20 protein-coding genes are annotated in these 21685 nt (G+C 72.4%); 8 read left to right on the plus strand and 12 right to left on the minus strand.

The window, feature by feature from the left end; all coding sequences use genetic code 11:
* Positions 1-284: 284 nt before the first annotated feature.
* Both ACZ3IG_RS19045 and ACZ3IG_RS19050 read right to left on the minus strand, forming a co-directional pair.
* Positions 285-959: a helix-turn-helix transcriptional regulator gene (locus tag ACZ3IG_RS19045; protein ID WP_467433365.1), complete on the minus strand. Its 675-nt coding sequence runs from the start codon at positions 957-959 to the stop codon at positions 285-287.
* A gap of 154 nt (positions 960-1113) precedes the next feature.
* Complete coding sequence (locus ACZ3IG_RS19050) at positions 1114-2925, minus strand: ABC-F family ATP-binding cassette domain-containing protein (protein WP_467433367.1); 1812 nt, start codon at positions 2923-2925, stop codon at positions 1114-1116.
* 143 nt (positions 2926-3068) lie between these two features.
* Between ACZ3IG_RS19050 and ACZ3IG_RS19055 the strand changes: the two genes are divergently transcribed.
* Entirely contained in the window at positions 3069-3680 is a 612-nt protein-coding gene (locus ACZ3IG_RS19055; protein WP_467433368.1) for a Uma2 family endonuclease, read from the plus strand.
* A 1-nt stretch (position 3681) separates the two neighbouring features.
* Here the strand turns inward: ACZ3IG_RS19055 and ACZ3IG_RS19060 are convergent, their stop codons facing one another.
* The 5 genes from ACZ3IG_RS19060 to rsmI form a co-directional block, all read right to left on the minus strand.
* Entirely contained in the window at positions 3682-4575 is an 894-nt protein-coding gene (locus ACZ3IG_RS19060; protein ID WP_467433370.1) for a 4-(cytidine 5'-diphospho)-2-C-methyl-D-erythritol kinase, read from the minus strand.
* A gap of 17 nt (positions 4576-4592) precedes the next feature.
* A complete protein-coding gene (rsmA, locus tag ACZ3IG_RS19065) occupies positions 4593-5456 on the minus strand; it encodes a 16S rRNA (adenine(1518)-N(6)/adenine(1519)-N(6))-dimethyltransferase RsmA (protein WP_467433371.1) in 864 nt (287 codons plus the stop codon).
* A gap of 20 nt (positions 5457-5476) precedes the next feature.
* Positions 5477-6397, minus strand: a complete 921-nt coding sequence (locus tag ACZ3IG_RS19070) for a TatD family hydrolase (RefSeq protein WP_467433372.1) — start codon at positions 6395-6397, stop codon at positions 5477-5479.
* A 22-nt stretch (positions 6398-6419) separates the two neighbouring features.
* Complete coding sequence (locus ACZ3IG_RS19075; protein WP_467433374.1) at positions 6420-6806, minus strand: hypothetical protein; 387 nt, start codon at positions 6804-6806, stop codon at positions 6420-6422.
* A 236-nt stretch (positions 6807-7042) separates the two neighbouring features.
* Positions 7043-7912, minus strand: coding sequence for a 16S rRNA (cytidine(1402)-2'-O)-methyltransferase (gene rsmI, locus ACZ3IG_RS19080; protein ID WP_467433375.1), 870 nt, complete (start codon positions 7910-7912; stop codon positions 7043-7045).
* A gap of 61 nt (positions 7913-7973) precedes the next feature.
* Between rsmI and ACZ3IG_RS19085 the strand changes: the two genes are divergently transcribed.
* The 3 genes from ACZ3IG_RS19085 (at position 7974) to ACZ3IG_RS19095 (ending at position 13223) form a co-directional block, all read left to right on the plus strand.
* Positions 7974-9725 (plus strand): dolichyl-phosphate-mannose--protein mannosyltransferase, encoded by a 1752-nt coding sequence (locus ACZ3IG_RS19085; RefSeq protein ID WP_467433376.1) that lies wholly within the window; start codon positions 7974-7976, stop codon positions 9723-9725.
* A gap of 142 nt (positions 9726-9867) precedes the next feature.
* A complete protein-coding gene (locus ACZ3IG_RS19090) occupies positions 9868-11481 on the plus strand; it encodes a penicillin-binding transpeptidase domain-containing protein (RefSeq protein ID WP_467433378.1) in 1614 nt (537 codons plus the stop codon).
* 77 nt (positions 11482-11558) lie between these two features.
* On the plus strand, positions 11559-13223 hold the full coding sequence (locus tag ACZ3IG_RS19095; protein WP_467433380.1) for a penicillin-binding transpeptidase domain-containing protein: 1665 nt from the start codon (positions 11559-11561) through the stop codon (positions 13221-13223).
* A gap of 4 nt (positions 13224-13227) precedes the next feature.
* Here the strand turns inward: ACZ3IG_RS19095 and ACZ3IG_RS19100 are convergent, their stop codons facing one another.
* Positions 13228-13599 carry an SsgA family sporulation/cell division regulator gene (locus tag ACZ3IG_RS19100; protein ID WP_467433381.1) on the minus strand — a complete coding sequence of 124 codons (372 nt, stop codon included), beginning with the start codon at positions 13597-13599 and terminating at the stop codon, positions 13228-13230.
* 139 nt (positions 13600-13738) lie between these two features.
* Here ACZ3IG_RS19100 and ACZ3IG_RS19105 point away from each other — a divergent pair, with 139 nt between their 5' ends.
* The 4 genes from ACZ3IG_RS19105 (at position 13739) to ACZ3IG_RS19120 (ending at position 17576) form a co-directional block, all read left to right on the plus strand.
* Entirely contained in the window at positions 13739-14785 is a 1047-nt protein-coding gene (locus tag ACZ3IG_RS19105) for an energy-coupling factor ABC transporter permease (protein WP_467433383.1), read from the plus strand.
* Position 14786: 1 nt separating this feature from the next.
* Positions 14787-15548: a cobalt ECF transporter T component CbiQ gene (gene cbiQ, locus ACZ3IG_RS19110; RefSeq protein WP_467433384.1), complete on the plus strand. Its 762-nt coding sequence runs from the start codon at positions 14787-14789 to the stop codon at positions 15546-15548.
* Positions 15536-16291 carry an energy-coupling factor ABC transporter ATP-binding protein gene (locus ACZ3IG_RS19115; RefSeq protein ID WP_467433386.1) on the plus strand — a complete coding sequence of 252 codons (756 nt, stop codon included), beginning with the start codon at positions 15536-15538 and terminating at the stop codon, positions 16289-16291. The genes cbiQ and ACZ3IG_RS19115 overlap by 13 nt, the downstream gene beginning before the upstream one ends.
* 91 nt (positions 16292-16382) lie before the next feature.
* Entirely contained in the window at positions 16383-17576 is a 1194-nt protein-coding gene (locus ACZ3IG_RS19120; RefSeq protein WP_467433387.1) for a serine hydrolase domain-containing protein, read from the plus strand.
* A gap of 57 nt (positions 17577-17633) precedes the next feature.
* On the opposite strand, the gene ACZ3IG_RS19125 is transcribed toward ACZ3IG_RS19120, so the two are convergent.
* From ACZ3IG_RS19125 to ACZ3IG_RS19140, 4 genes are all read right to left on the minus strand, one after another.
* Entirely contained in the window at positions 17634-17909 is a 276-nt protein-coding gene (locus tag ACZ3IG_RS19125) for a DUF1876 domain-containing protein (RefSeq protein WP_403537150.1), read from the minus strand.
* A gap of 35 nt (positions 17910-17944) precedes the next feature.
* A complete protein-coding gene (locus ACZ3IG_RS19130; protein ID WP_467433389.1) occupies positions 17945-18451 on the minus strand; it encodes a YbaK/EbsC family protein in 507 nt (168 codons plus the stop codon).
* A gap of 177 nt (positions 18452-18628) precedes the next feature.
* The gene (locus ACZ3IG_RS19135; RefSeq protein ID WP_467433390.1) at positions 18629-20851 is read right to left on the minus strand and encodes an MMPL family transporter; all 2223 of its coding nucleotides are present in this window, start codon (positions 20849-20851) and stop codon (positions 18629-18631) included.
* Positions 20852-20954: 103 nt separating this feature from the next.
* Positions 20955-21554: a TetR/AcrR family transcriptional regulator gene (locus ACZ3IG_RS19140; protein ID WP_467433697.1), complete on the minus strand. Its 600-nt coding sequence runs from the start codon at positions 21552-21554 to the stop codon at positions 20955-20957.
* Between the last annotated feature and the right edge of the window lie 131 nt (positions 21555-21685).

Consider the following 21685-nt stretch of genomic DNA (forward strand, 5'->3'; position numbering starts at 1 on the left):
CCCGCGTGGCTGACCGGCGTCGCGGCTGAGGTGGGGGCGTGTGCGCGACTGCCCGCGGTCACGCGGGTACGCGCCCGCACTCGCCCACGGCGGGAAGGGGACGGGGTGGGGGTGTCCGCCCGCAGCGGTCAGCGCGTCAACCCGCCGCACCCCCGTAAGTGACCGATTCCGCGCCGTTCCGAGGACGGACACCCCCCACCCCGGCCCCGACCCGCACACCGCACCGAAGGCGCTGCGCGCACCCCCACCGAACCCGCACAGGCGCCGCAGGCACCCGCACCCGGTCAACCGCCGGAGGCCCCCGCCCGGTCCAGCAGCCCCGTCCGGGCCGCCAGCGCGGCCGCCTCCAGCCGTGACCCGACCCCCAGCTTCATCAGCACCCGCTGGACATGGGTCCGCGCGGTGGACGGCGCGATCCCCATCCCCGCCGCGATCAGTCGCGTGTCCTCGCCGTCGGCGACCCGCACCAGCACCTCCAGCTCCCGGGGCGTCAGCATCTGCAGCAGCCGCTGGCCCTCGTCGTCGGGCTGCGCGGCGGGATTGAGCAGCTCGGCGAACGCGCCCTGCAACAGCGCGGGCGCCACCGCGGCCTCCCCCGCGCGGGCCTTCATGATCGCCCGCTCGACGCCCTCTATCCGCTCGTCGTGCCGGACGTACCCCGACGCCCCCGACGCGAACGCCGCCGCGATCCCGCGCGGGCTCGGCACCGGGCCCAGCACCAGCACCGCCACCTGCGGCCGGTCCCGCTTGATCCGTACCACCGGATCGAAGATGCCCGGTTCGGCCGGCGTCGCCGTCCCCATCAGGCACACCTCCGGCGCCCGGCTGATCACCAGCTCCGCCGCCCCCGCGGCCGGAGCTGCCGCGGCCAGCACCCGGTGCCCCCGCAGCTTCAACGCCGAGGCCAACGCCTCGGCGAGCAATCGGTGGTCGTCGACCACCATCAGCCGCACTCCCACTGCAACCCCCCAGTCCCGCCCCACGGTCCCGCGGCACAGTCCCGCGGCACACTCCCCCGACCTGCCCCCGGAAGCTACACGCTTGTTCGACGTCGCGCTCCCCTACCGGCGAGAACTGCCCCGGATCACCGAAATCCCTCGCAATACGACCGAGTCAGGCGTCCTCCGCCAGTTCCAGCCAGCGCAGCTCCAGCTCGTCCCGCTGACCGGACAGTTCCCGCAGTTCGGCGTCCAGCTCGGCGACCTTCGCGAAGTCCGTGGCGTTCTCGGCGATCCGCGCGTGCAGCTTGCTCTCCTTCTCGGAGATCTTGTCCAGCTGCCGTTCGATCTTCTGCAGTTCCTTCTTCGCGGCCCGCTGGTCGGCCGCGCTCCGCTCGGCGGCGGCCTTCTCCACCACGGGCGCGGGCGCCGACGCCGACGCCGCGGCCTCCTCCATCCGCTGCCGCCGCTCCAGGTACTCGTCGATGCCGCGCGGCAGCATCCGCAGCGCGCCGTCGCCGAGCAGGGCGAACACCCGGTCCGTGGTCCGCTCCACGAAGAACCGGTCGTGGGAGATGACGATCATCGACCCGGGCCAGCCGTCGAGCAGATCCTCCAGCTGGGTCAGCGTCTCGATGTCGAGGTCGTTCGTGGGCTCGTCCAGGAACAGGACGTTCGGCTCGTCCATCAGCAGCCGCAGGATCTGCAGCCGGCGCCGCTCACCGCCCGACAGGTCCCCGACCGGCGTCCACTGCTTCTCCTTGCCGAAACCGAACGTCTCGCACAGCTGCCCGGCGGTCATCTCGCGCCCCTTGCCCAGGTCGACGCGCTCCCGCACCTGCTGCACGGCCTCCAGCACCCGCCAGGCCGGGTCCAGCTCGGCGACCTCCTGCGACAGGTAGGCCAGCTTGACCGTCCGGCCGACCTTGATCTGCCCGCCCGCCGGCTGCCGCTCGCCCTCACTGGTGGCGGCCTCCGCGAGCGCCCGCAGCAGCGACGTCTTGCCCGCGCCGTTGACGCCGACCAGACCGATCCGGTCCCCCGGCCCGAGCTGCCAGGTCAGGTGCTTCAGCAGCACCTTCGGCCCGGCCTGGACCGTCACGTCCTCCAGGTCGAAGACCGTCTTCCCCAGCCGCGACGACGCGAACTTCATCAGCTCGCTGCTGTCCCGCGGCGGCGGTACGTCCGCGATCAGCTCGTTCGCCGCCTCCACCCGGAACCGCGGCTTCGAGGTCCGCGCGGGCGCCCCGCGCCGCAGCCACGCCAGCTCCTTGCGGACCAGGTTCTGCCGCTTGGCCTCCTCGGTCGCGGCGATCCGCTCCCGTTCCGCGCGGGCGAAGACGTAGTCCGAGTAGCCGCCCTCGTACTCGTAGACGTCACCGCGCTGCACGTCCCACATGCGGGTGCAGACCTGGTCGAGGAACCAGCGGTCGTGGGTGACGCAGACCAGCGCGGAGCGCCGCGCGCTCAGGTGCCGGGCGAGCCAGGAGATGCCCTCGACGTCGAGGTGGTTGGTGGGCTCGTCCAGCACGATCAGGTCCTGCTCGTCGATGAGCAGCTTGGCCAGCGCGATCCGCCGCCGCTCCCCGCCCGACAGCGGCCCGATGACGGTGTCCAGTCCCTGCGGGAACCCCGGCAGGTCCAGCCCTCCGAACAGTCCCGTCAGCACGTCCCGGATCTTGGCGTTGCCCGCCCACTCGTGGTCGGCGAGGTCGCCGATGACCTCGTGCCGCACCGTGGCGGCGGGGTCGAGGGAGTCGTGCTGGGTCAGCACCCCGAGCCGCAGCCCGCCGGAGTGGGTGACCCGGCCGGTGTCGGCCTCCTCCAGCTTGGCGAGCATCCGGATCAGCGTGGTCTTGCCGTCACCGTTGCGGCCCACGACGCCGATGCGGTCCCCCTCGGAGACACCGAGGGACACCCCGTCCAGCAGCGCACGGGTGCCGTACACCTTGCTGACGTTCTCGACATTGACCAGGTTGACGGCCATTTCTCTCCTGCCTGGGGGACGATCAGCTTTCAAGCGTAGGCCCTCCGGAGGCCGGGGTGACACGGACAAGGGTCGTCACTCTTCGTAGTGACGTATGTCAGATCGTCCGGCTACCGTGGAGGGCAGGCAGCAGGATCCCGTCCATGGGAGGAACCATGACCGCCGAGTCCGTAGAGCACCGCAGCACCCAGCGCTGGCCGGTGCCGCCGCAGGACGGATACACCGTGGACGACCTGTCCACGCTGCCGGATCTCCCGCCGCACACCGAGCTGATCGACGGGAGTCTGATTTTCGTGAGTCCGCAGCGGGATTTCCACAGCATCGTCATCGACCTGCTGGTGACCGGACTGCGCAGCACAGCGCCGGCCGAACTGAGGATCCGACGGGAGATGACCATCGTCCTCGACCAGCGCAACGGCCCCGAACCCGATGTGAGCGTCATCCGCGCAGAGGCGGTCACCGGTCCGGCCCGGACCAGCTACCAGGCCGAGGACGTCCTGCTCGCCGTCGAAGTCGTCTCCCCCGACTCCGAGTCCCGCGACCGCACGACCAAGCCCCACAAGTACGCGGCCGCAGGCATCCCGAACTTCTGGCGGGTGGAGCAGGGCGGCACGGAGGGCAAGCCCGTCATCCACGTCTACGAACTCGACCCGATGACCAACGCGTACGTCCACATGGGCATGCACCGCGACCGTGTCAAGGTCGACAAGCCCTACTCCATCGACATCGATCTGACCGCCGTCGACCAGCTCTGAGTCACACCACCGTCGCCCCCGCTGCGGCCCCCTCCGCCACCCGCACCGCCCCACACGTGCCGGAGGCCCGCAGCACCCCGGCGACGACCGTCGCCGCGTCCGCGTCCCCCGCGAGGAACGCCGTGGTCGGGCCCGAGCCCGAGACGATCGCCGCCAGCGCCCCCGCCGCGCGCCCCGCGGCCAGCGTGTCCGCCAGCTCCGGGAACAGCGACAGCGCGGCCGGCTGGAGGTCGTTGGAGACGGCCACCGCCAGCGCACCGGGGTCACCGCTCGCGAGGGCGTCGAGCACCGCCTGCGAGGCCACCGGGTCGGGGACGTCCGCGCCCTCGCTCAGCCGGTCGAACTCCCGGAACACCGCCGGCGTCGACAGCCCCCGCTCCGCCATCGCGAACACCCAGTGGAAGGTGCCCCCCACCTTCAGCTCGGTCAGCTTCTCGCCCCGCCCGGTGCCCAGCGCCGCCCCGCCGACCAGGCTGAACGGCACGTCGCTGCCCAGCTCGGCGCAGATGTCCAGCAGCTCGTCACGGGACGCGCCCGTGCCCCACAGCGCGTCGCAGGCGACCAGTGCCGCCGCGCCGTCCGCGCTGCCGCCCGCCATGCCGCCGGCGACGGGGATGTCCTTGTCGATGTGGAGGTGCACGTCGGGGGCGCGGCCGTGGCGCTCGGCGAGGGCGAGGGCCGCGCGGGCGGCGAGGTTGGTGCGGTCCAGGGGCACCTGGTCCGCGCCCGGCCCCTCGCACGTGACGCGCAGCGTGTCGGCGGGGGCCGCCGTGACCTCGTCGTACAGGCCGACGGCGAGGAAGACGTTGGCCAGGTCGTGGAAGCCGTCGGGGCGGGCCGGGCCCACCGCGAGCTGGACGTTGACCTTGGCGGGGACCCGTACGGTTACGCTCACGTGCTCGCTGCCTTCCGTCACTGCTTGTGTTCGGCGATCCGCGCGAACTCTTCCACGGTCAGGGACTCCCCACGCGCCTGCGGCGACACACCCGCGGCGACCAGTGCCGCCTCGGCCGCCGCCGCCGAGCCTGCCCACCCGGACAGGGCGGCCCGCAGGGTCTTGCGGCGCTGGGCGAAGGCGGCGTCGACGACGGCGAACACCTCGGCCCGCGACGCGGTGGTGACCGGCGGCTCCGCGCGCCGCACCAGGGACACCAGTCCGCTGTCGACGTTGGGCGCCGGCCAGAAGACGTTCCGCCCGATGGACCCGGCCCGCTTGACCTCGGCGTACCAGTTGGCCTTCACGGACGGCACGCCGTACACCTTGGAGCCCGGCCCGGCGGCCAGCCGGTCGGCGACCTCCGCCTGGACCATGACGAGGGTGCGCTCCACGCTCGGGAAGGTCTCCAGCATGTGCAGGAGGACGGGCACGGCCACGTTGTACGGCAGGTTGGCGACGAGCGCGGTCGGGGCGGGGCCCGGCAGTCCGGTGACCCGCATCGCGTCGGAGTGGACCAGCGCGAACCGGTCGGCGCGCTCCGGCATCCGGGCCGCGACCGTGGCGGGCAGGGCCCCGGCCAGTACGTCGTCGATCTCCACGGCGGTGACCCGGTCGGCCACCTCCAGCAGAGCCAGGGTGAGCGAGCCGAGACCCGGGCCCACCTCGACCACCACGTCGTCGGGGCGGACCTCGGCGGTGCGCACGATACGGCGGACCGTGTTGGCGTCGATGACGAAGTTCTGGCCGCGCTGCTTGGTGGGGCGGACGCCGAGGGCGGACGCCAGTTCACGGACGTCGGCGGGGCCGAGGAGGGCGTCTTGCGGGGTGGGGCTGCTCACCCCGCAAGAGTAGCCGGGGATCAGTAGCCGAAGGCCCGTGCCGTGTTCGCCGCGAGCGCGGTCGCCAGCGCGTCCTCGTCGATGCCGCGTACGGCGGCCATCGCGCGCACGGTGACCGGGATCAGGTAGGGCGCGTTGGGTCGGCCCCGGTAGGGCGCCGGGGTCAGGAACGGCGCGTCGGTCTCCACCAGGACCAGGTCCAGCGGGGCCACCGCGAGGGCGTCGCGCAGGTTCTGGGCGTTCTTGAAGGTGACGTTGCCGGCGAAGGACATGAAGTAGCCGGCCGCGGCGCAGACCTCGGCCATCTCGGCGTCGCCGGAGTAGCAGTGGAAGACGGTCCGCTCCGGGGCGCCCTCCTCCTTGAGCACGCGCAGGACGTCGGCGTGGGCGTCGCGGTCGTGGATGACCAGCGCCTTGCCGTGCCGCTTGGCGATCTCGATGTGGGCGCGGAAGGAGCGCTCCTGCGCCTCCTTGCCCTCCTCGCCGGTGCGGAAGTAGTCGAGTCCCGTCTCCCCGACGGCCTTGACCTGCGCCAGCGCGGCCAGCCGGTCGATCTCCGCGAGCGCGTCGTCGAGGGCGGCGTCCCCGCCGGGCACCCGCGCCCCCTGCCGCGACCACCCTCCCCCGGCCCCAGGGGGCCGGGAGGTGCCCCCAGGGTCGCCGTGGACGATGCGCGGGGCTTCGTTGGGGTGCAGGGCGACGGCGGCGTGGACGTTCTCGTACGCCGCCGCCGTCTCGGCCGCCCAGCGGGAGCCGGCGAGGTCGCAGCCGACCTGGACGACCGTGGTCACGCCCACGGACGCGGCCTTGGCGAGGCCCTCCTCGACCGTGCCGGACTGCATGTCGAGGTGGGTGTGCGAGTCGGCGACCGGCACCCGCAGGGGCTCGGGCGGCGGGGGCGCCGCGTTCTTGTCGGCGGAGGCCGGGGCGTGCGAAGGCATGCCCCGATCCTACAAACGCGGGTCAGCCCGCCTCGCGATGCGTGCGGTGCAGGTGCAGGGCGTGCAGCAGGTCGGCGACGTGCCAGTGCCGCCGCTCGGCCACGCCCCCCGCCACCGGCGCCTCGGCCGGCCCGGCCTGCCGGGGCACGGCGGCGTACGGCCCGTGCGCCGCCGCCTTCCGCGCCGAGGCGACCCGCCCCGGCCGCATGATCCGTACGACGTGCCCGTCGCAGTTGTGGCAGGTGGGCCGGGAGAGCGGGGAGGGCACGATCCGCCCGTCGGCCAGGTACACCACGGACGTCCGGCCCTGGGCGTCCGTGTGGTGCTCTATCTCGTAGGACTGCTCCCAGCCGCTGCCGCAGCGCATGCAGGCGAAGGAGTACGACTCGTGCACCGTGGTCTCGCTCATACCGGCTCCCTGGGTCCGCGAAGGTGGGGCGTGGGCGCGTCCCGCTCCTCCAGTGGATGCCCGGAACGGCCCGGAATCCCCAGGGATGTCAAGTGTTGGCGGCGATTTGGCGGACCTTTGCCGAACGGCCCTCCGCGGCGGCACGGGGCTTTGCCTTGCCGACCACCCGTTTACCGGCCCATGGGACACGCGCCCCGCGCGCCTCCACCGCACGCCCCCGAAGCCGCCCCGGCGCCTCACGCCCCGGAGGCCGCCCCGGCGTTCTTCGCCGCGACCACGGCGTCGAAGACGTCCCGCTTCGGTACGCCCGCCTCGACGGCCACCGCCGCGATGGCCTCCTTGCGCCGCTCCCCCGCCTCCTCGCGCACCCGCACCCGGCGCACCAGCTCCTCGGCGCCGATCTCCCCGGGCCCGGTCTCCGGCGCGCCCTCGACGACGACGGTGATCTCGCCGCGCACGCCCTCGGCCGCCCACGCCGCCAGCTCGCCCAGCGGGCCGCGCTTGATCTCCTCGTACGTCTTGGTCAGCTCCCGGCAGACGGCGGCGCGCCGCTCGCCGCCGAAGACCTCGGCCATCGCGGCGAGGGTGTCGGCGACGCGGTGCGGGGACTCGAAGTACACGAGGGTGCGGCGCTCGCCCGCGACCTCCCGCAGCCGGGTCAGCCGCTCGCCCGTCCTGCGCGGCGGGAACCCCTCGAAGCAGAACCGGTCCACCGGCAGCCCGGACAGCGCCAGCGCGGTCAGCACGGCGGACGGCCCGGGCACGGCGGTGACCTTGATGTCCCGCTCGACGGCCGCCGCGACCAGCCGGTAGCCGGGGTCGGAGACGGACGGCATCCCGGCGTCGGTCACCAGCACCACCCGCGCGCCGCCGATCAGCTCCTCGACCAGCTCCGGCGTGCGCGCCGCCTCGTTGCCCTCGAAGTACGACACCACGCGCCCCTTGGGCGTCACGCCGAGCCCCTGGGTGAGCCGGCGCAGCCGCCGGGTGTCCTCCGCGGCGACGACATCGGCGGCCGTCAGCTCCTCGGCGAGCCGGGGCGGGGCGTCGGCGAGGTCGCCGATGGGGGTGCCGGCGAGGACCAGGGTTCCGGTTGCGACTGTCACGTTTCCATCCTCGCAGGGGCAAGCACGGGACTCGCACAGACCGGTTCCCTACGATGGCGCGGTGACCAGTACAGCGTCGTCCATGGATTCCACGGACACCGGCCAGGACCAGGCGCCGCACGAGAGGCGCCCGCCGTGGCAGCGGCGGCTGCGCCGCTTCGGCTACACGGCCCCCGACCGCGGTGACGTCCGCGAGCGGCTGGTGCCGCCGTACACGCGGCCCGGCCCCCGGCTGTGGGCCGTCCTCGGCGTGTCCGAGAGGGCCGCCGACCGGCTGGTGCGCTGGTCGGGCTGGGGCGGTCCGCTGCTGGTCACGCTGGTGGCGGGGGTGCTGCGGTTCTGGAACCTGGGCAGCCCGAAGGCGGTGATATTCGACGAGACGTACTACGCCAAGGACGCGTGGGCGCTGATCAACCGCGGCTTCGAGGTCAACTGGGACAAGAACGCCAACGACCTGGTCCTGAACTCGGGCGGGGACGTCACGGTCCCCACGGACGCGTCGTACGTCGTCCATCCGCCGGTCGGCAAGTTCGTCATCGGGGCCGGCGAGTGGCTGTTCGGGTTCGATCCGTTCGGCTGGCGGTTCATGACGGCGCTGCTCGGCACGCTCTCGGTCCTGCTGCTGTGCCGGATCGGCCGCCGCCTGTTCCGCTCCACGTTCCTCGGCTGTCTGGCGGGCGCGCTGCTGGCGCTGGACGGGCTGGCCTTCGTGATGAGCCGGACCGCGCTGCTCGACAGTGTGCTGGTCTTCTTCGTGCTGGCCGCCTTCGGCTGCCTGCTGGTCGACCGGGACCGGGCGCGGGCGAGACTGGCCGCCGCGCTGCCGGTGGACGACGACGGCCGGGTCCGCCCGGACGCGCGCGTCGCCGAGACCACCCGGATCGGGTGGCGGCCGTGGCGCTGGGCGGCGGGGCTGATGCTGGGCCTGGCCATCGCCACCAAGTGGAACGGCCTGTACATCCTGGTCGCGTTCTGCGTGATGGCGGTCCTGTGGGACGTGGGCGCCCGCCGGGTGGCCGGCGCGGTGCGCCCCCGCACGGCGGTGCTCAAGCACGACCTGGGCCTGGCGTTCCTCGCCACCGTGCCGGTCGCGCTCGCCACCTACCTGGTCTCCTGGACGGCCTGGATCCTCTCCCCGAGCGACGGCACGGGCGGCTACTACCGCGACTGGGCGGCGACCGACGGGAAGAACAGTGACTGGTCGTGGCTGTTCCCGGACTGGTGGCGCAGCCTGTGGCACTACGAGTCGCAGGTCTACGAGTTCCACACCCACCTGACCTCGCCGCACACGTACCAGTCGAACCCGTGGAGCTGGATCGTCCTGGGCCGCCCGGTCTCCTACTTCTACGAGTCGCCCTCGCCCGGCACGGACGGCTGTCCGGCGGACGCCGGCGAGAAGTGCGCCCGCGAGGTGCTGGCGCTGGGCACGCCGGTGCTGTGGTGGCTGGGCTGCTTCGCGCTCCTGTACGTGCTGTGGCGCTGGGCCTTCCGCCGGGACTGGCGCGCGGGCGCCATCGCCTGCGGCGTCGCGGCCGGGTACCTGCCCTGGTTCCTGTACCAGGAGCGCACGATCTTCCTCTTCTACGCCGTCGTCTTCCTGCCGTTCCTGTGCCTGGCGGTGGCGATGCTGCTGGGGGCGGTGATCGGCCGGCCGGGGGCGGGCGAGGCCCGGCGGGTGGGCGGCGTGGTGGCCGCCGGTGTCCTGTTCCTCCTCGTAGCGTGGAACTTCATCTACTTCTGGCCCATCTACACCGGTACGGCGATCCCGATGGAGGACTGGCGGGCGCGGATGTGGCTGGACACCTGGGTGTGACCGGGACCGCCGTGTCTCCGTTCGGCCACCAAACGGAAACAGGCGTACCGCAAGTCACGTGCGGCACATAGAGTTCCAGTGTGACCACTTTCTGAACGCGTTCAACGACGCGTCCGGGAGCTCGATGGGGAGGGAACTGCCGATGGGCAGGGGGATGAAGGCCGCCGTCATCGGCGGAGTGTTCGCCGTGATGGTCGGAGGGGCCGGATACGGCGCGTACAACGTGGTCTCCGCGCTGGGCGGCGGGGACGAGGTGAAGACCGGGCCGCCGAGCGGTGACGAGGTCGCGGAGACGACGGAGAAGTTCTTCGCGGCCTGGGAGGACGGCAAGGCGCAGGAGGCGGCGTCGTACACCAACGACGACGCCTCGGCCCTGAAGCTGCTGACGGCGTACGCCGAGGACGCCCACATCGGCGGCGTCACGATCACCCCGGGCACGGCGACCGGCACCAAGGTGCCGTTCACCGTGAAGGCGGAGGTGTCCTACGAGGGCGCGACCGAGCCGCTGACGTACAAGAGCCAGTTGAGCGTGGTGCGCGGGAAGACCACCGGGCGGGCGCTGGTCGACTGGGAGCCGTCCGTCGTCCATCCGGAGCTGTCGGCCGACGGCGACACGCTGGTCACCGCCGAGGCGTCGAACCCGCCGATCGAGGCCGTCGACCGGGACGGCAAGGTGCTGACCAAGGAGAAGTACCCCTCGCTGGGCCCGGTCCTGGACACGCTGCGGGAGAAGTACGGCGACCAGGCGGGCGGCGAGCCCGGCATCGAGCTGATGGTCCGGCACGCCTCCCAGGAGGTGGCCGACACGCCGCTGGTGACCCTCACCGAGGGCGAGCCCGGCAAGCTGGAGACGACGCTGAGCGCGGGCGTGCAGGCGGCGGCGGAGAAGGCGGTGGAGGAGTTCGACGAGTCGTCGGTGGTGGCCGTCAAGCCCAGCACCGGTGAGGTGCTGGCGGTCGCCAACCACCGCGCGGACGGCTTCAACGCGGCCTTCCAGGGCCGGGTCGCGCCCGGCTCCACGATGAAGATCATCACCGCGGCGATGCTCATAGACAACGGCGTGACCTCGATGAACGGCCCCGCGCCCTGCCCCGACAAGGCGATCTGGCAGGGGCAGGTCTTCAAGAACCTCACCGGCATGGAGCCCAACGAGTCGGCCACGCTGGCCCACAGCTTCCAGCGCTCCTGCAACACCGCCTTCATCAAGCTCATCGACGAGAAGCCGCTCACCGACTCCTCGCTGATGGAGGAGGCCCAGGAGCGGTTCGGCCTCGGCAAGGACAACTGGAAGACCGGCATCGTCTCCTTCGACGGCAGCGTGCCCGCCTCCACCGGCCCGGACCGGGCGGCCAACGCCATCGGCCAGGGCCAGGTCCAGATGAACCCGCTCAACATGGCCTCGGTGACGGCCACCGCGATCACCGGCACGTTCCGCCAGCCCTATCTGGTCTCGCCCGACCTGGACGACCGCGAGACGGCCACCGCCGAGGGCCTGTCGTCCGAGACGTCGTCCCAGCTCAAGCAGATGATGCGGCTCACCGCCACGCAGGGCACCGCGATGGAGGCGATGTCCGGGCTCGACGGCGACATCGGCGCGAAGACCGGGTCGGCGGAGGTCGACGGGCAGACCGTGTCCAACAGCTGGTTCACCGGCTTCCGGGGCGACATCGCCGCTGCGGCCATGACGGAGGAGGGCGGCCACGGCGGCGACGCGGCCGGGCCGATCGTCGCGGACGTCCTGCGGGCCGGCGGCTGACCTCACCCGCGCGGGGCGGGACCGAACACCGTGTGCCGTCGTTGGAAGCGTGACGGCATCGAGGGAAACGGAAAGCAGTGGGCAACAGAAGGCGTGTCGCCGAGCGACGCAACAGCAGGCGGCCCGTCGTGATCGGCGGGGTGATCGCGGTCGTCGCCGGGGCCGGGGTGGGCGCCTGGGCGCTGTCCGCCGGCACGGGCGCCGGGGACGACGCGCGCACCACGGCGGCCGGGAAGAACGTGAAGAGCGGCCCCCTGTCGGCCACCGAGGTCACCACGGCGGCCGAGCGGTTCCTCACCGCCTGGCAGCGGGGCGAGGTCGCCGAGGCGGCCGCCGCCACCGACGCCACCGCCGCGGCGAAGGCGCTGCTCACCTCCTACGCCGAGGACGCCCGCGTCGAGGACGTCACCCTCACCCCGGGCACCCGCAGCGGCGACAAGGTCCCGTTCTCCGTCAAGGCGACGGTGGTGCACGGGGACGTCCGCAAGGCACTGGCGTACGACAGCTCCCTGACCGTCGTGCGCCGCGACGGCGACGGCGAACCCCGGGTCGGCTTCACTCCCGCCGTTGTCCACCCCGACCTCGGCGAGGGCGACAAGCTGGTCACCGGGGAGGCCGGGACGCCGCCCGTGAAGGCGGTGGACCGGGACGGCGGCGAGATCACCACCGCGAAGTACCCGTCGCTGGGCACGGTCCTGGACGGGCTGCGCGAGAAGTACGGCGAGAAGGCCGGCGGCCGTGCCGGGATCGAGCTGCGCGTGGTGCGCGGCAAGGAGTCGAAGGCGAAGAAGCTCTCCGACAAGACCCTCCTGGAGCTGAGCGAGGGCACGCCGGGCACGGTCGAGACGACCCTCGACCCCGAGTTGCAGGCCCTCGCCGAGGAGCAGGTGGCCGCGGAGCAGAAGGCGTCGGTGGTCCTCACCCGTGTCTCGACGGGCGAGATCCTCGCCGTCGCCGACAGCGGCCACGGCTTCAACACCGCCTTCCAGGGCTCGCTGGCCCCCGGCTCCACGATGAAGGTCGTCACCTCCTCGCTGCTGATCGAGAAGGGCCTGGCCTCCGCCGACAAGGCGCACCCCTGCCCGAAGTACTTCACGTACGGCGGCTGGAAGTTCCAGAACGACGACAAGTTCTCCATCAAGGGCGGCACCTTCAAGGCGAGCTTCGCCCGCTCCTGCAACACCGCCTTCATCAGCCAGGCCGGCAAGCTGTCCGACGACGCCCTGACCCAGCAGGCCCAGGAGGTCTTCGGCCTGGGGATGAACAACTGGGCGATCGGGGTGCCCACCTTCGACGGCTCGGTCCCGGTGCAGAGCGACGCCCAGAAGGCGGCGTCCCTCATCGGACAGGGCGGGGTGCGGATGAACCCGCTGAACATGGCGTCCGTGGCGGCGACCGTGAAGTCCGGCACCTTCCACCAGCCGTACCTGGTCGCCCCGTCGGTGGACGACCGCGAGCTGGCCACGGCCTCCCGCACGATGTCCGCCGGCACCCTCTCCCAGCTGCGCGAGCTGATGGCCTACACGGCCGACTACGGCACGGCGGCGGAGGCGATGGCCGGGGTCGGCGGGGACGCCGGCGCGAAGACCGGGTCGGCGGAGGTCGACGGCCAGAAGAAGCCGAACGGCTGGTTCACCGCCTACCGGGACGACCTCGCCGCGGCGGGCGTGGTGCAGGCCGGCGGCCACGGCGGCGAGACGGCCGGTCCGATCGTGGCGGCGCTGCTCAAGGCGGGCGGCTGACGGCTCAGCGCGGGACGGGCTGCGCCACCGCCGGGATCGCCGCGTACGTCCTGGCGAGGAAGCGCAGCAGGTCGTCCGTGTCGAACTGGACCACCGAGCAGCCGCCCCGCTCCGGGTGGAACTCGACCACGGCCCGCACCCGCCCGCACGGCCACACCCGCACCTCTCCGGTCCCGGCCGGCGCCCGCAGCCCCCGTTCGAGCAGCTCGCGCGCGAAGCGGAACCAGCGCGGGCCGGGCAGCCCGATCCGTACCGACCGGGGGTCGTCCTCGGGGTCGTAGCGCAGCACCACCGGTACGCAGCGGCCGTCACCCTCGTCGGGTACGTCCGCGTCGGTGAGCACCTGGCCCCGTGCGTACTGTTCGATCACCGACATCGACCGGCTCCTTCGCCCTCGGCCCCTCTCCAATGTCCCATATTTCCCGTATCACGCCTTTTGGGCGGAACGCACGATGTGAGACAAGCCTTTACCTCGCTCTTGCATACATGTCGCAACTGCTCCTTATCATCGGAAGGTGCACGTACCTGACGGATTCATCAACGCCCCGGTCTCCGCGGTCACCGGAGTCGTCGCCGCCGGCGCCATAGCGGTCAGCCTGCGTGGCGCGCGCCGCGAACTCGACGAACGCACGGCCCCGCTGGCCGGCCTCGTCGCGGCGTTCATCTTCGCCGTGCAGATGCTGAACTTCCCCGTCGCCGCGGGAACCAGCGGACACCTCCTCGGCGGGGCCCTGGCGGCGATCCTCGTCGGCCCCCGCACCGGGGTCCTCTGCGTCTCCGTCGTCCTCCTCATGCAGGGCATCCTCTTCGCGGACGGCGGCCTGACCGCGCTGGGCGTCAACATCACCGACATGGCGATCGTCACGACGGTCGTCGCCTACGCCGTCTTCCGGGGTCTGGTGAAGGTGGCGCCGCGCACCCGGCGCTCGGTGACCGTCGCCTCGTTCGTCGCGGCGCTGCTCTCCGTCCCGGCCGCCGCCGTCGCCTTCACCCTCCTCTACTGGATCGGCGGCACCACCGACGTCTCGATCGGCAAGGTCGCCACCGCCATGATCGGCGTGCACGTCCTGATCGGCGTCGGTGAGGCCGTCATCACCGCGCTGACCGTCGGCGCCGTCATCGCCGTACGCCCGGACCTGGTGCACGGGGCGCGCGGGCTCCAGCGGCGACTGAAGCTGCGGGTCGGCGGCGAACTGGTCGACGCCCCCGCCGCCGAGCCCGCCCCGGTGGCGGCGACCGGCTCCCGCCGCACGGTCTGGCTCACCGGCCTGGCGGTCTCCGTCGTCCTGGCCGGGTTCGTCAGCTTCTACGCCTCCGCCTCCCCCGACGGCCTGGAGAAGGTCGCCGCCGACCAGGGCATCGACGCCAAGGCCGAGGAGCACGCCGCCGCCGGCTCGCCGCTCGCCGACTACGGCGTCAAGGACATCACCGACGCCCGGCTCTCCGGCGGCCTCGCGGGCGTGATCGGCGTCGGCGTCACGGTCGTCGCGGGCAGCACGGTGTTCTGGGCGGTCCGCCGGCGCCGAGCCGAGGACACCTCGCCGACCGGACCGGGCGTCTGAGATGGGCGCGGGCCACGCCCACCGGCTCTACCGGCACGGGGACTCCCCCGTGCACGCCCTGCCGCCGCACACCAAGCTCACCGCGGCCTTCGGCTTCGTGGTCGTCGTCGTGTCGACGCCGCGCGAGGCGATGTGGGCGTTCGGGCTCTACGCGCTGCTGCTCGCCTCGGTCGCCTGCGCGGCCCGCGTCCCGGCCGGCTTCCTGCTGAAGCGGCTGCTGATCGAGGTGCCGTTCGTCGCCTTCGCGGTCCTCATGCCGTTCGTGGCCGAGGGCGACCGGATCGGCGTACTGGGCCTGTCCCTGAGCGTGAACGGCCTGTGGGGCGCCTGGAACGTCCTGGCCAAGGGCACCCTGGGCGTCGCCACGTCCGTGCTCCTGGCCTCCACCACCGAACTCCGCGCCCTCCTGCTGGGCCTCCAGCGTCTGAGGCTGCCGCCCCTCCTCGTCCAGATCGCGTCCTTCATGATCCGCTACGGCGACGTCGTCACCGACGAGATGCGGCGGATGCGGATCGCCCGCGAGTCGCGCGGCTTCGAGGCGAGCGGGGTACGGCACTGGGGCGTACTGGCGAAATCCGCCGGGGCGCTGTTCATCCGCTCCTACGAGCGGGGCGAACGCGTCCACCTGGCGATGGTCAGCCGCGGCTACGCCGGTGCGATGCCGGTCATCGACGAGGTGAGCGCCTCCCGGGCGCAGTGGTCGTACGCGCTGGCCCTCCCGTGCACCGCGCTGCTGGTCTGTCTGCTGGGATGGGTGCTGTGACTGCTTCCCTGGAGGTCTCCGGCCTCGCCTTCGCCTACCCCGACGGGCACCAGGCCCTCTTCGGCGTCGACTTCTCGATCGCGCGCGGCGAACGGGTCGCGCTGCTCGGCCCCAACGGCGCCGGCAAGACGACCCTCGTGCTCCACCTCAACGGCATCCTGACCGGCGGCGCGGGCACGGTGACGGTGGCCGGGCTGCCCGTGGGCACGGAGCACATGGCCGAGATCCGGCGCCGGGTCGGCATCGTCTTCCAGGACCCCGACGACCAGCTCTTCATGCCGACGGTCCGTCAGGACGTGGCGTTCGGACCGGCGGCGGCCGGGGTGAAGGGGGCCGCACTGGAGGAACGGGTGGACCGGGCGCTGGCCCGGGTCGGCATGGACGGCTTCCAGGACCGTCCCCCGCACCACCTGTCCTTCGGCCAGCGGCGCCGGGTGGCGGTGGCCACGGTGCTGGCGATGGAACCGGAGATCCTCGTCCTGGACGAACCCTCCTCCAACCTGGACCCGGCCTCCCGCCGCGAACTCGCCGACATCCTGCTCTCCCTGGACGTGACCGTCCTGATGGTCACCCACGACCTGCCCTACGCCCTCCAGCTCTGCCCACGCTCGCTGATCCTCAGCGACGGCGTGATCGCGGCGGACGGCCCGACCGCGGACCTGCTCTCCGACGAGGCCCTGATGCGCGCGCACCGCCTGGAACTCCCCTTCGGTTTCGACCCCCGCTCGGTGACGACGGCGTGACAACGGCCACATGAGGAATCGCCCGTGAACGGTGCGTGTTGCACGCACCGTTGCGGGCGAGTGGCGGCGGAAAGGGACGAGGAGCGTGGACATGGCGGTGGACGTGGTCGAGGCCGTATGCGGCACAGTGACCGAGGAGTTCGAACCGGTCAGGGACGCGTTCGTACGGAACTTCACCGCCCTCGGCGACCGGGGCGCCGCCGTCGCCGTCTACCGCGACGGCCGCAAGGTCGTCGACCTGTGGGCCGGCACCCGTGACCTCGACGGCACCGAGCCCTGGCAGCGGGGCACCGCCCAGGTGATCCGCTCGGCCACCAAGGGCGTCGCCGCCGCCGTACCGCTGCTGCTGCACCAGCGCGGCGCACTGGACCTGGACGCCCCGGTGCACACGTACTGGCCGGAGTTCAAGGCGCACGGCAAGGAGGGCGTCCTGGTCCGGCACGTACTCGCCCACCGGGCCGGCCTCCCCGTCCTCGACCGTCCCCTCACCCCCGCCCAGGCGCTCGATCCGCTGCCCGGGACCGAGGCGGTCGCCGCCCAGGCCCCCGTCTGGGAACCCGGCACCGACCACGGCTATCACGCGCTCACCTACGGCTGGCTGCTGGACGGGCTGGTCCGCCGGGTGACCGGCCGCGGCACCGGCGAGTGGATCGCCGACGAGATCGCCCGCCCCCTCGGCCTGGACCTGTGGCTCGGACTCCCGGCACACGAGGAGGCGGCCGGCCGCGCGGGCCGGACCGGCCGCGTCGAGGACGTGGAACCGCCGTCCGGGGGCCTGCGCATGCGCCCCAAACGCTCCGTCACCGCCGCCTACGACGATCCCGGCTCCCTCACCCGCCGCGCCTTCGGCGCGATCACGCCGTTCCCCGACCAGAACGACCCGGCGTACCGGGCGGCGGCGCTGCCCGCCACCAACGGCATCGCGACGGCCGACGCGCTGGCCCGTTTCTACGCCGCGCTGACCGGCGAGGTCGACGGCGTCCGGCTCTTCGCTCCGCGGACGCTGGCGGCGGCCCGGACACAGGAGTCGGCGGGCCCGGACCGGGTCCTCGTCGTCGGCACCCGTTTCGGCCTGGGCTACATGCTGCACGGCAGCGCGTCCCCGTTCCTCGCCCCCGGCTCCTTCGGGCATCCCGGCCGCGGCGGCGCGCTCGGCTTCGCCGACCCGGAATCGGGCATCGCCTTCGGCTATGTCACCAACGGCTTCCGCAAGACCGTGACGGCGGACCCGCGGGCACAGGCCCTGGTCCGGGCGGTACGGGTGGCGCTGGACGCCGGGCGCTGACTTCCGGGCCCGGACGCCGGCTTCCGGACCCGGGCGCCGGCTCCCGGCCCCTGGCGCTCAGACGTGGATCGGGTGGGACACCCTCCCCGACGCCTCGTCGATCTCCCCGTGCGCCTTGTCGAGCAGCCGCATCGCCAGCTCGTTCAGCGCCCGCGCCGCGGCGACCTCCTCACCGACCCGGGGCTGCCGGGCGTCGGCGCGGTGCCTGCTGGCATGCCCGTGCGCCCGTACCTCCGTACCGTCCGACAGCCGCACCATCGCGACCGCCCGCGTATGCCGATCGTCCTCCGTGAACTCGACCTCAACATGCCATCCGACCGGTGTGGGCATCATGACGTTCACCTCCGTGGACCCCTCTTTCCAGGGTGCTACCGACGGGAGTGTTCGCGCACGTCCACGAGGGTCGCTCCGGCATGGGTGACGAGGTCCTGCGGGGGAATGGGGAAGACGGTGTACGGGGTGCCGGCGGCGGCCCAGACCGTCTCGTGGGCGAGCAGGGAGCGGTCGGCGAGGACGCGGGTGCGGGTGCGGTGCCCGAAGGGCGGGACGCCGCCGATGGCGTACCCGGTGGTCTCCCGTACGACGTCGGCCTGGGCGCGGGTGACCTTCTCGGCGCCGAGTTCCTCGCGGACCCGGTCCACGTCGACGCGGGAGGCGCCGTCCATGAGGACCAGCACGGGGACGCCGTCCGCCGCGAAGATCAGCGACTTGCAGATCTGGCTCAGCTCGCAGCCGATCGCCGCGGCGGCCTCGGCGGCGGTGCGGGTGGCTTCCGGGAAGCGCCGGACCCGGCCGTTGAGGTCGTCGAGCCCCATGTCGCGGAGGGCGGCGGCGAAGCGGGGATGGGCGTCGGGGGTGTCGTCGGTCGTCGTCATGGCGGCACGGTAGCGAGTGACGGGCGGGACGGGCGACCGGGTTGTCCGGCGGGCGTCGGGGCCACTTCGCGACGTACGTACGCACGTACGCACGTACGCACGTACGAGGAAGCCGGTGAGCGCCACCCGTCCCCACGGAGCCCTCACCGGCTGGTCACTCAGCCACGCGGCATCGCATCAGGCGCGTGCCAGTTCCTTGTCCTCGTCGGGGTCCTTGCGGCCGTCGGACAGGGCCTTCAGGCCCTCGCCCTCGACGTCCACGTTGGGCAGCGCGCGGTCCAGCCACTTCGGCAGCCACCAGGCGCCCTTGCCGAGCAGGGCGAGTACCGCGGGGACGATGGCCATGCGGACGACGAACGCGTCGAAGAAGACCGCGATCGCGAGGCCGAAGCCGATCATCTTGACCATGGACTCGCTGGAGCCGATGAAGCCCGCGAAGACCGCCATCATGATGACCGCGGCGGCGGTGACGACCCGTGCGCCGTGCTTGAAGCCGGTGACGATCGCCTCGCTGGGCCGCTCTCCGTGGACGTACGCCTCCCGCATGCGGGTCACGAGGAAGACCTCGTAGTCCATGGCCAGGCCGAAGACCACGCCCACCATGAAGATCGGCATCATCGACATGACCGGGCCGGTCTCCTCGACGCCCAGCAGGCCGGCCAGCCAGCCCCACTGGAAGACCGCGACCACGGCGCCCAGCGCCGCCAGCACGCTCAGCAGGAAGCCGAGGGCCGCCTTCAGCGGGACCAGGACGGAGCGGAAGACCACGATCAGGAGGAGGAAGGCCAGGCCGACGACCAGGACCAGGTACGGGATCAGCGCGTCGTTCAGCTTCTCGCTGACGTCGATGTTCATCGCCGTGGAGCCGGTGACCAGGGTCTGCGCTCCGGTGTCCGCCTCGACGTCGGCCCCCGCGTCGCGGATGCCGTGCACCAGGTCCTCGGTTTCGACGGAGGACGGCTTGAAGTCGGGGATCACGGTGATGGTCGCCGTGTCGCCCGCCTTGTTCGGCGCCGCGGGCGTCACCGTGACGACGCCGTCGAGCTGCTTGATCTCGTCGGACACCTCGGTGAACGCGCCCTGCGCGTCGTCGCTGCCCTTGGCGTCCACCACGACCATCAGCGGACCGTTGAAGCCGGGCCCGAAGCCCTCGGACAGCAGGTCGTAGGCGCGGCGCTGGGTGGTGGAGGTCGGCTGGGAGCCGTCGTCGCCCAGGCCCAGTTCGAGGGAGCCCGCCGGGACGGCCGCCGCGCCGAGGCCGACGATGCCCAGGAGGAGGACGGCGACCGGGCGGCGGACGACGAAGCGGGCCCAGCGGGTGCCCATGTTGGGCTTGCCCCGCTGCTGGTCGCGCTCGGCGCGGGCGCCGCCCAGGAACCTGCTCTTGGCGCCGGCCGGCTTGACCCTGCGGCCGGCGTAACCGAGCAGTGCCGGGACCATGGTCAGCGCGATCAGGACCGCGATGGCGACCGTGCCGGCCGCCGCGACGCCCATCTTGGTCAGCATCGGGATGTTGACGACCGCCAGGCCGACCAGGGCGATGACGACGGTGAGGCCCGCGAAGACCACCGCCGAGCCGGCGGTGCCGACGGCCCGGCCGGCCGCCTCCTCGCGTTCGCGTCCCTCGGCGAGTTCGGCCCGGTAGCGGGAGACGATGAACAGGGCGTAGTCGATGCCGACCGCGAGGCCGATCATCATCGCCAGGATGGAGGTGGTGGAGCCCAGTTCCAGGGCGCTGGCCAGGGCGGTGATGGAGGAGACACCGATGCCGACGCCGATGAGCGCGGTCAGCAGCGGCAGTCCGGCCGCGACCAGGGAACCGAAGGTGATGACGAGGACGACGGCGGCGACCGCGATGCCGATGATCTCCGTCGAGCCGGTCTCCGGAACGGCCTGGAGCGCGTCACCGCCGATCTCGACGGTCAGCCCGGCGTCCCGCGCCTGCTGGGCGGCGTCCTCCAGGGCCTCCTTGCTGGACTCCTCCAGTTCCATGCCGGAGACGTCGTACGTCACCGACGTATAGGCGACGGTGCCGTCCTCGCTGACGGTGTTGCCCTCGTAGGGGTCGGCGACGGAGGCGACCTCGGAGCCGTCGGAGAGTTCGTCGACGGTCTTGAGGACGGTCGCCTTGTTCTCGGCGTCCGTCATCTTCTGGCCGTCGGGTGCCTTGAAGACGACGCGTGCGGTCGCCCCGTCGGCGCTCTGGCCGGGGAAGCGCTGTTCCAGCAGGTCGAAGGCCTTCTGGGCCTCGGTGCCCGGGATGGAGAAGGAGGAGTTGCCGGCGGATGGGGCGCTGGCCGCGCCGATACCGGCGACGGCGAGCAGCGCGACCCAGATCAGGGCGACGAAATGCCGTCGCCGGAAGGCGAGGCGGCCGAGTTTGTAGAGGAACGTGGCCACGAGGGCGTACTCCCGGTCATGTCGTGGAGTGATTCAGGGCAGGGGTGATCAGCCCGGCGACGTGAGCGGTGACGTCAGGTGGGGGCTTGCGGAAGGGGAGGTGTCAGGAGGCGGAGACGCCGAGGGCGGGGAGGATCACGGCGTCGATGTAGGAGGCGAGGAACGCCCGGGTGGGTGGCTGTTCGTCCAGCAGTACGGTCGTGGCGTAACCGCCGACCATCATGTGGATGAGGAAGTCCAGGGCCGGGCAGTCCGGTCTGATCTCCCCCCGGTCGACGGCGCGTTGCAGCACACGCCGGAACTCGGCCATCTCGGGTTCGATCAGCTGGTCCCGGAACGCCTGGCGCAGGTCCGGGTTGCGGTGCAGGGCCATGGCTACGCCCCGCAGCAGCGCGGAGTTCTGTTCCATGGCGCAGTCGTCCTCGCGGGTCAGCAGGGTGTGCAGGTCACCGCGGATCGACCCGGTGTCGATGTCGGCGACCTTCCCCGGCTTGTTGTGCCGGATGGCCTTGACGACCAGCTCGGCCTTGCCGCCCCACTGGCGGTAGAGCGTCGCCTTGCTGGACCGGGTACGGGCGGCCACGGCGTCCATGGTGAGGGCGTCGTAGCCGACTTCGCGGAGGAGGTCGAGCACGGCCCCGTACAGCTCGGCCTCGCGCTCGGGAGTGATCCGGCTGCGGCGCGCCGTCGCGACCTCGGCCATCTCCCTCACCCCCTCCTCCGTGACGGTCACGGTCATGAACAACACACTCTGCTTATGTGTCGAAGATAACCCATCCCCACTAGCGAAACGAAACGGTTTCGTACGTGTCCTCGGTCACGGTTGTCAGTTCC

The sequence above is a fragment of the Streptomyces sp. NPDC016677 genome (assembly GCF_055562815.1).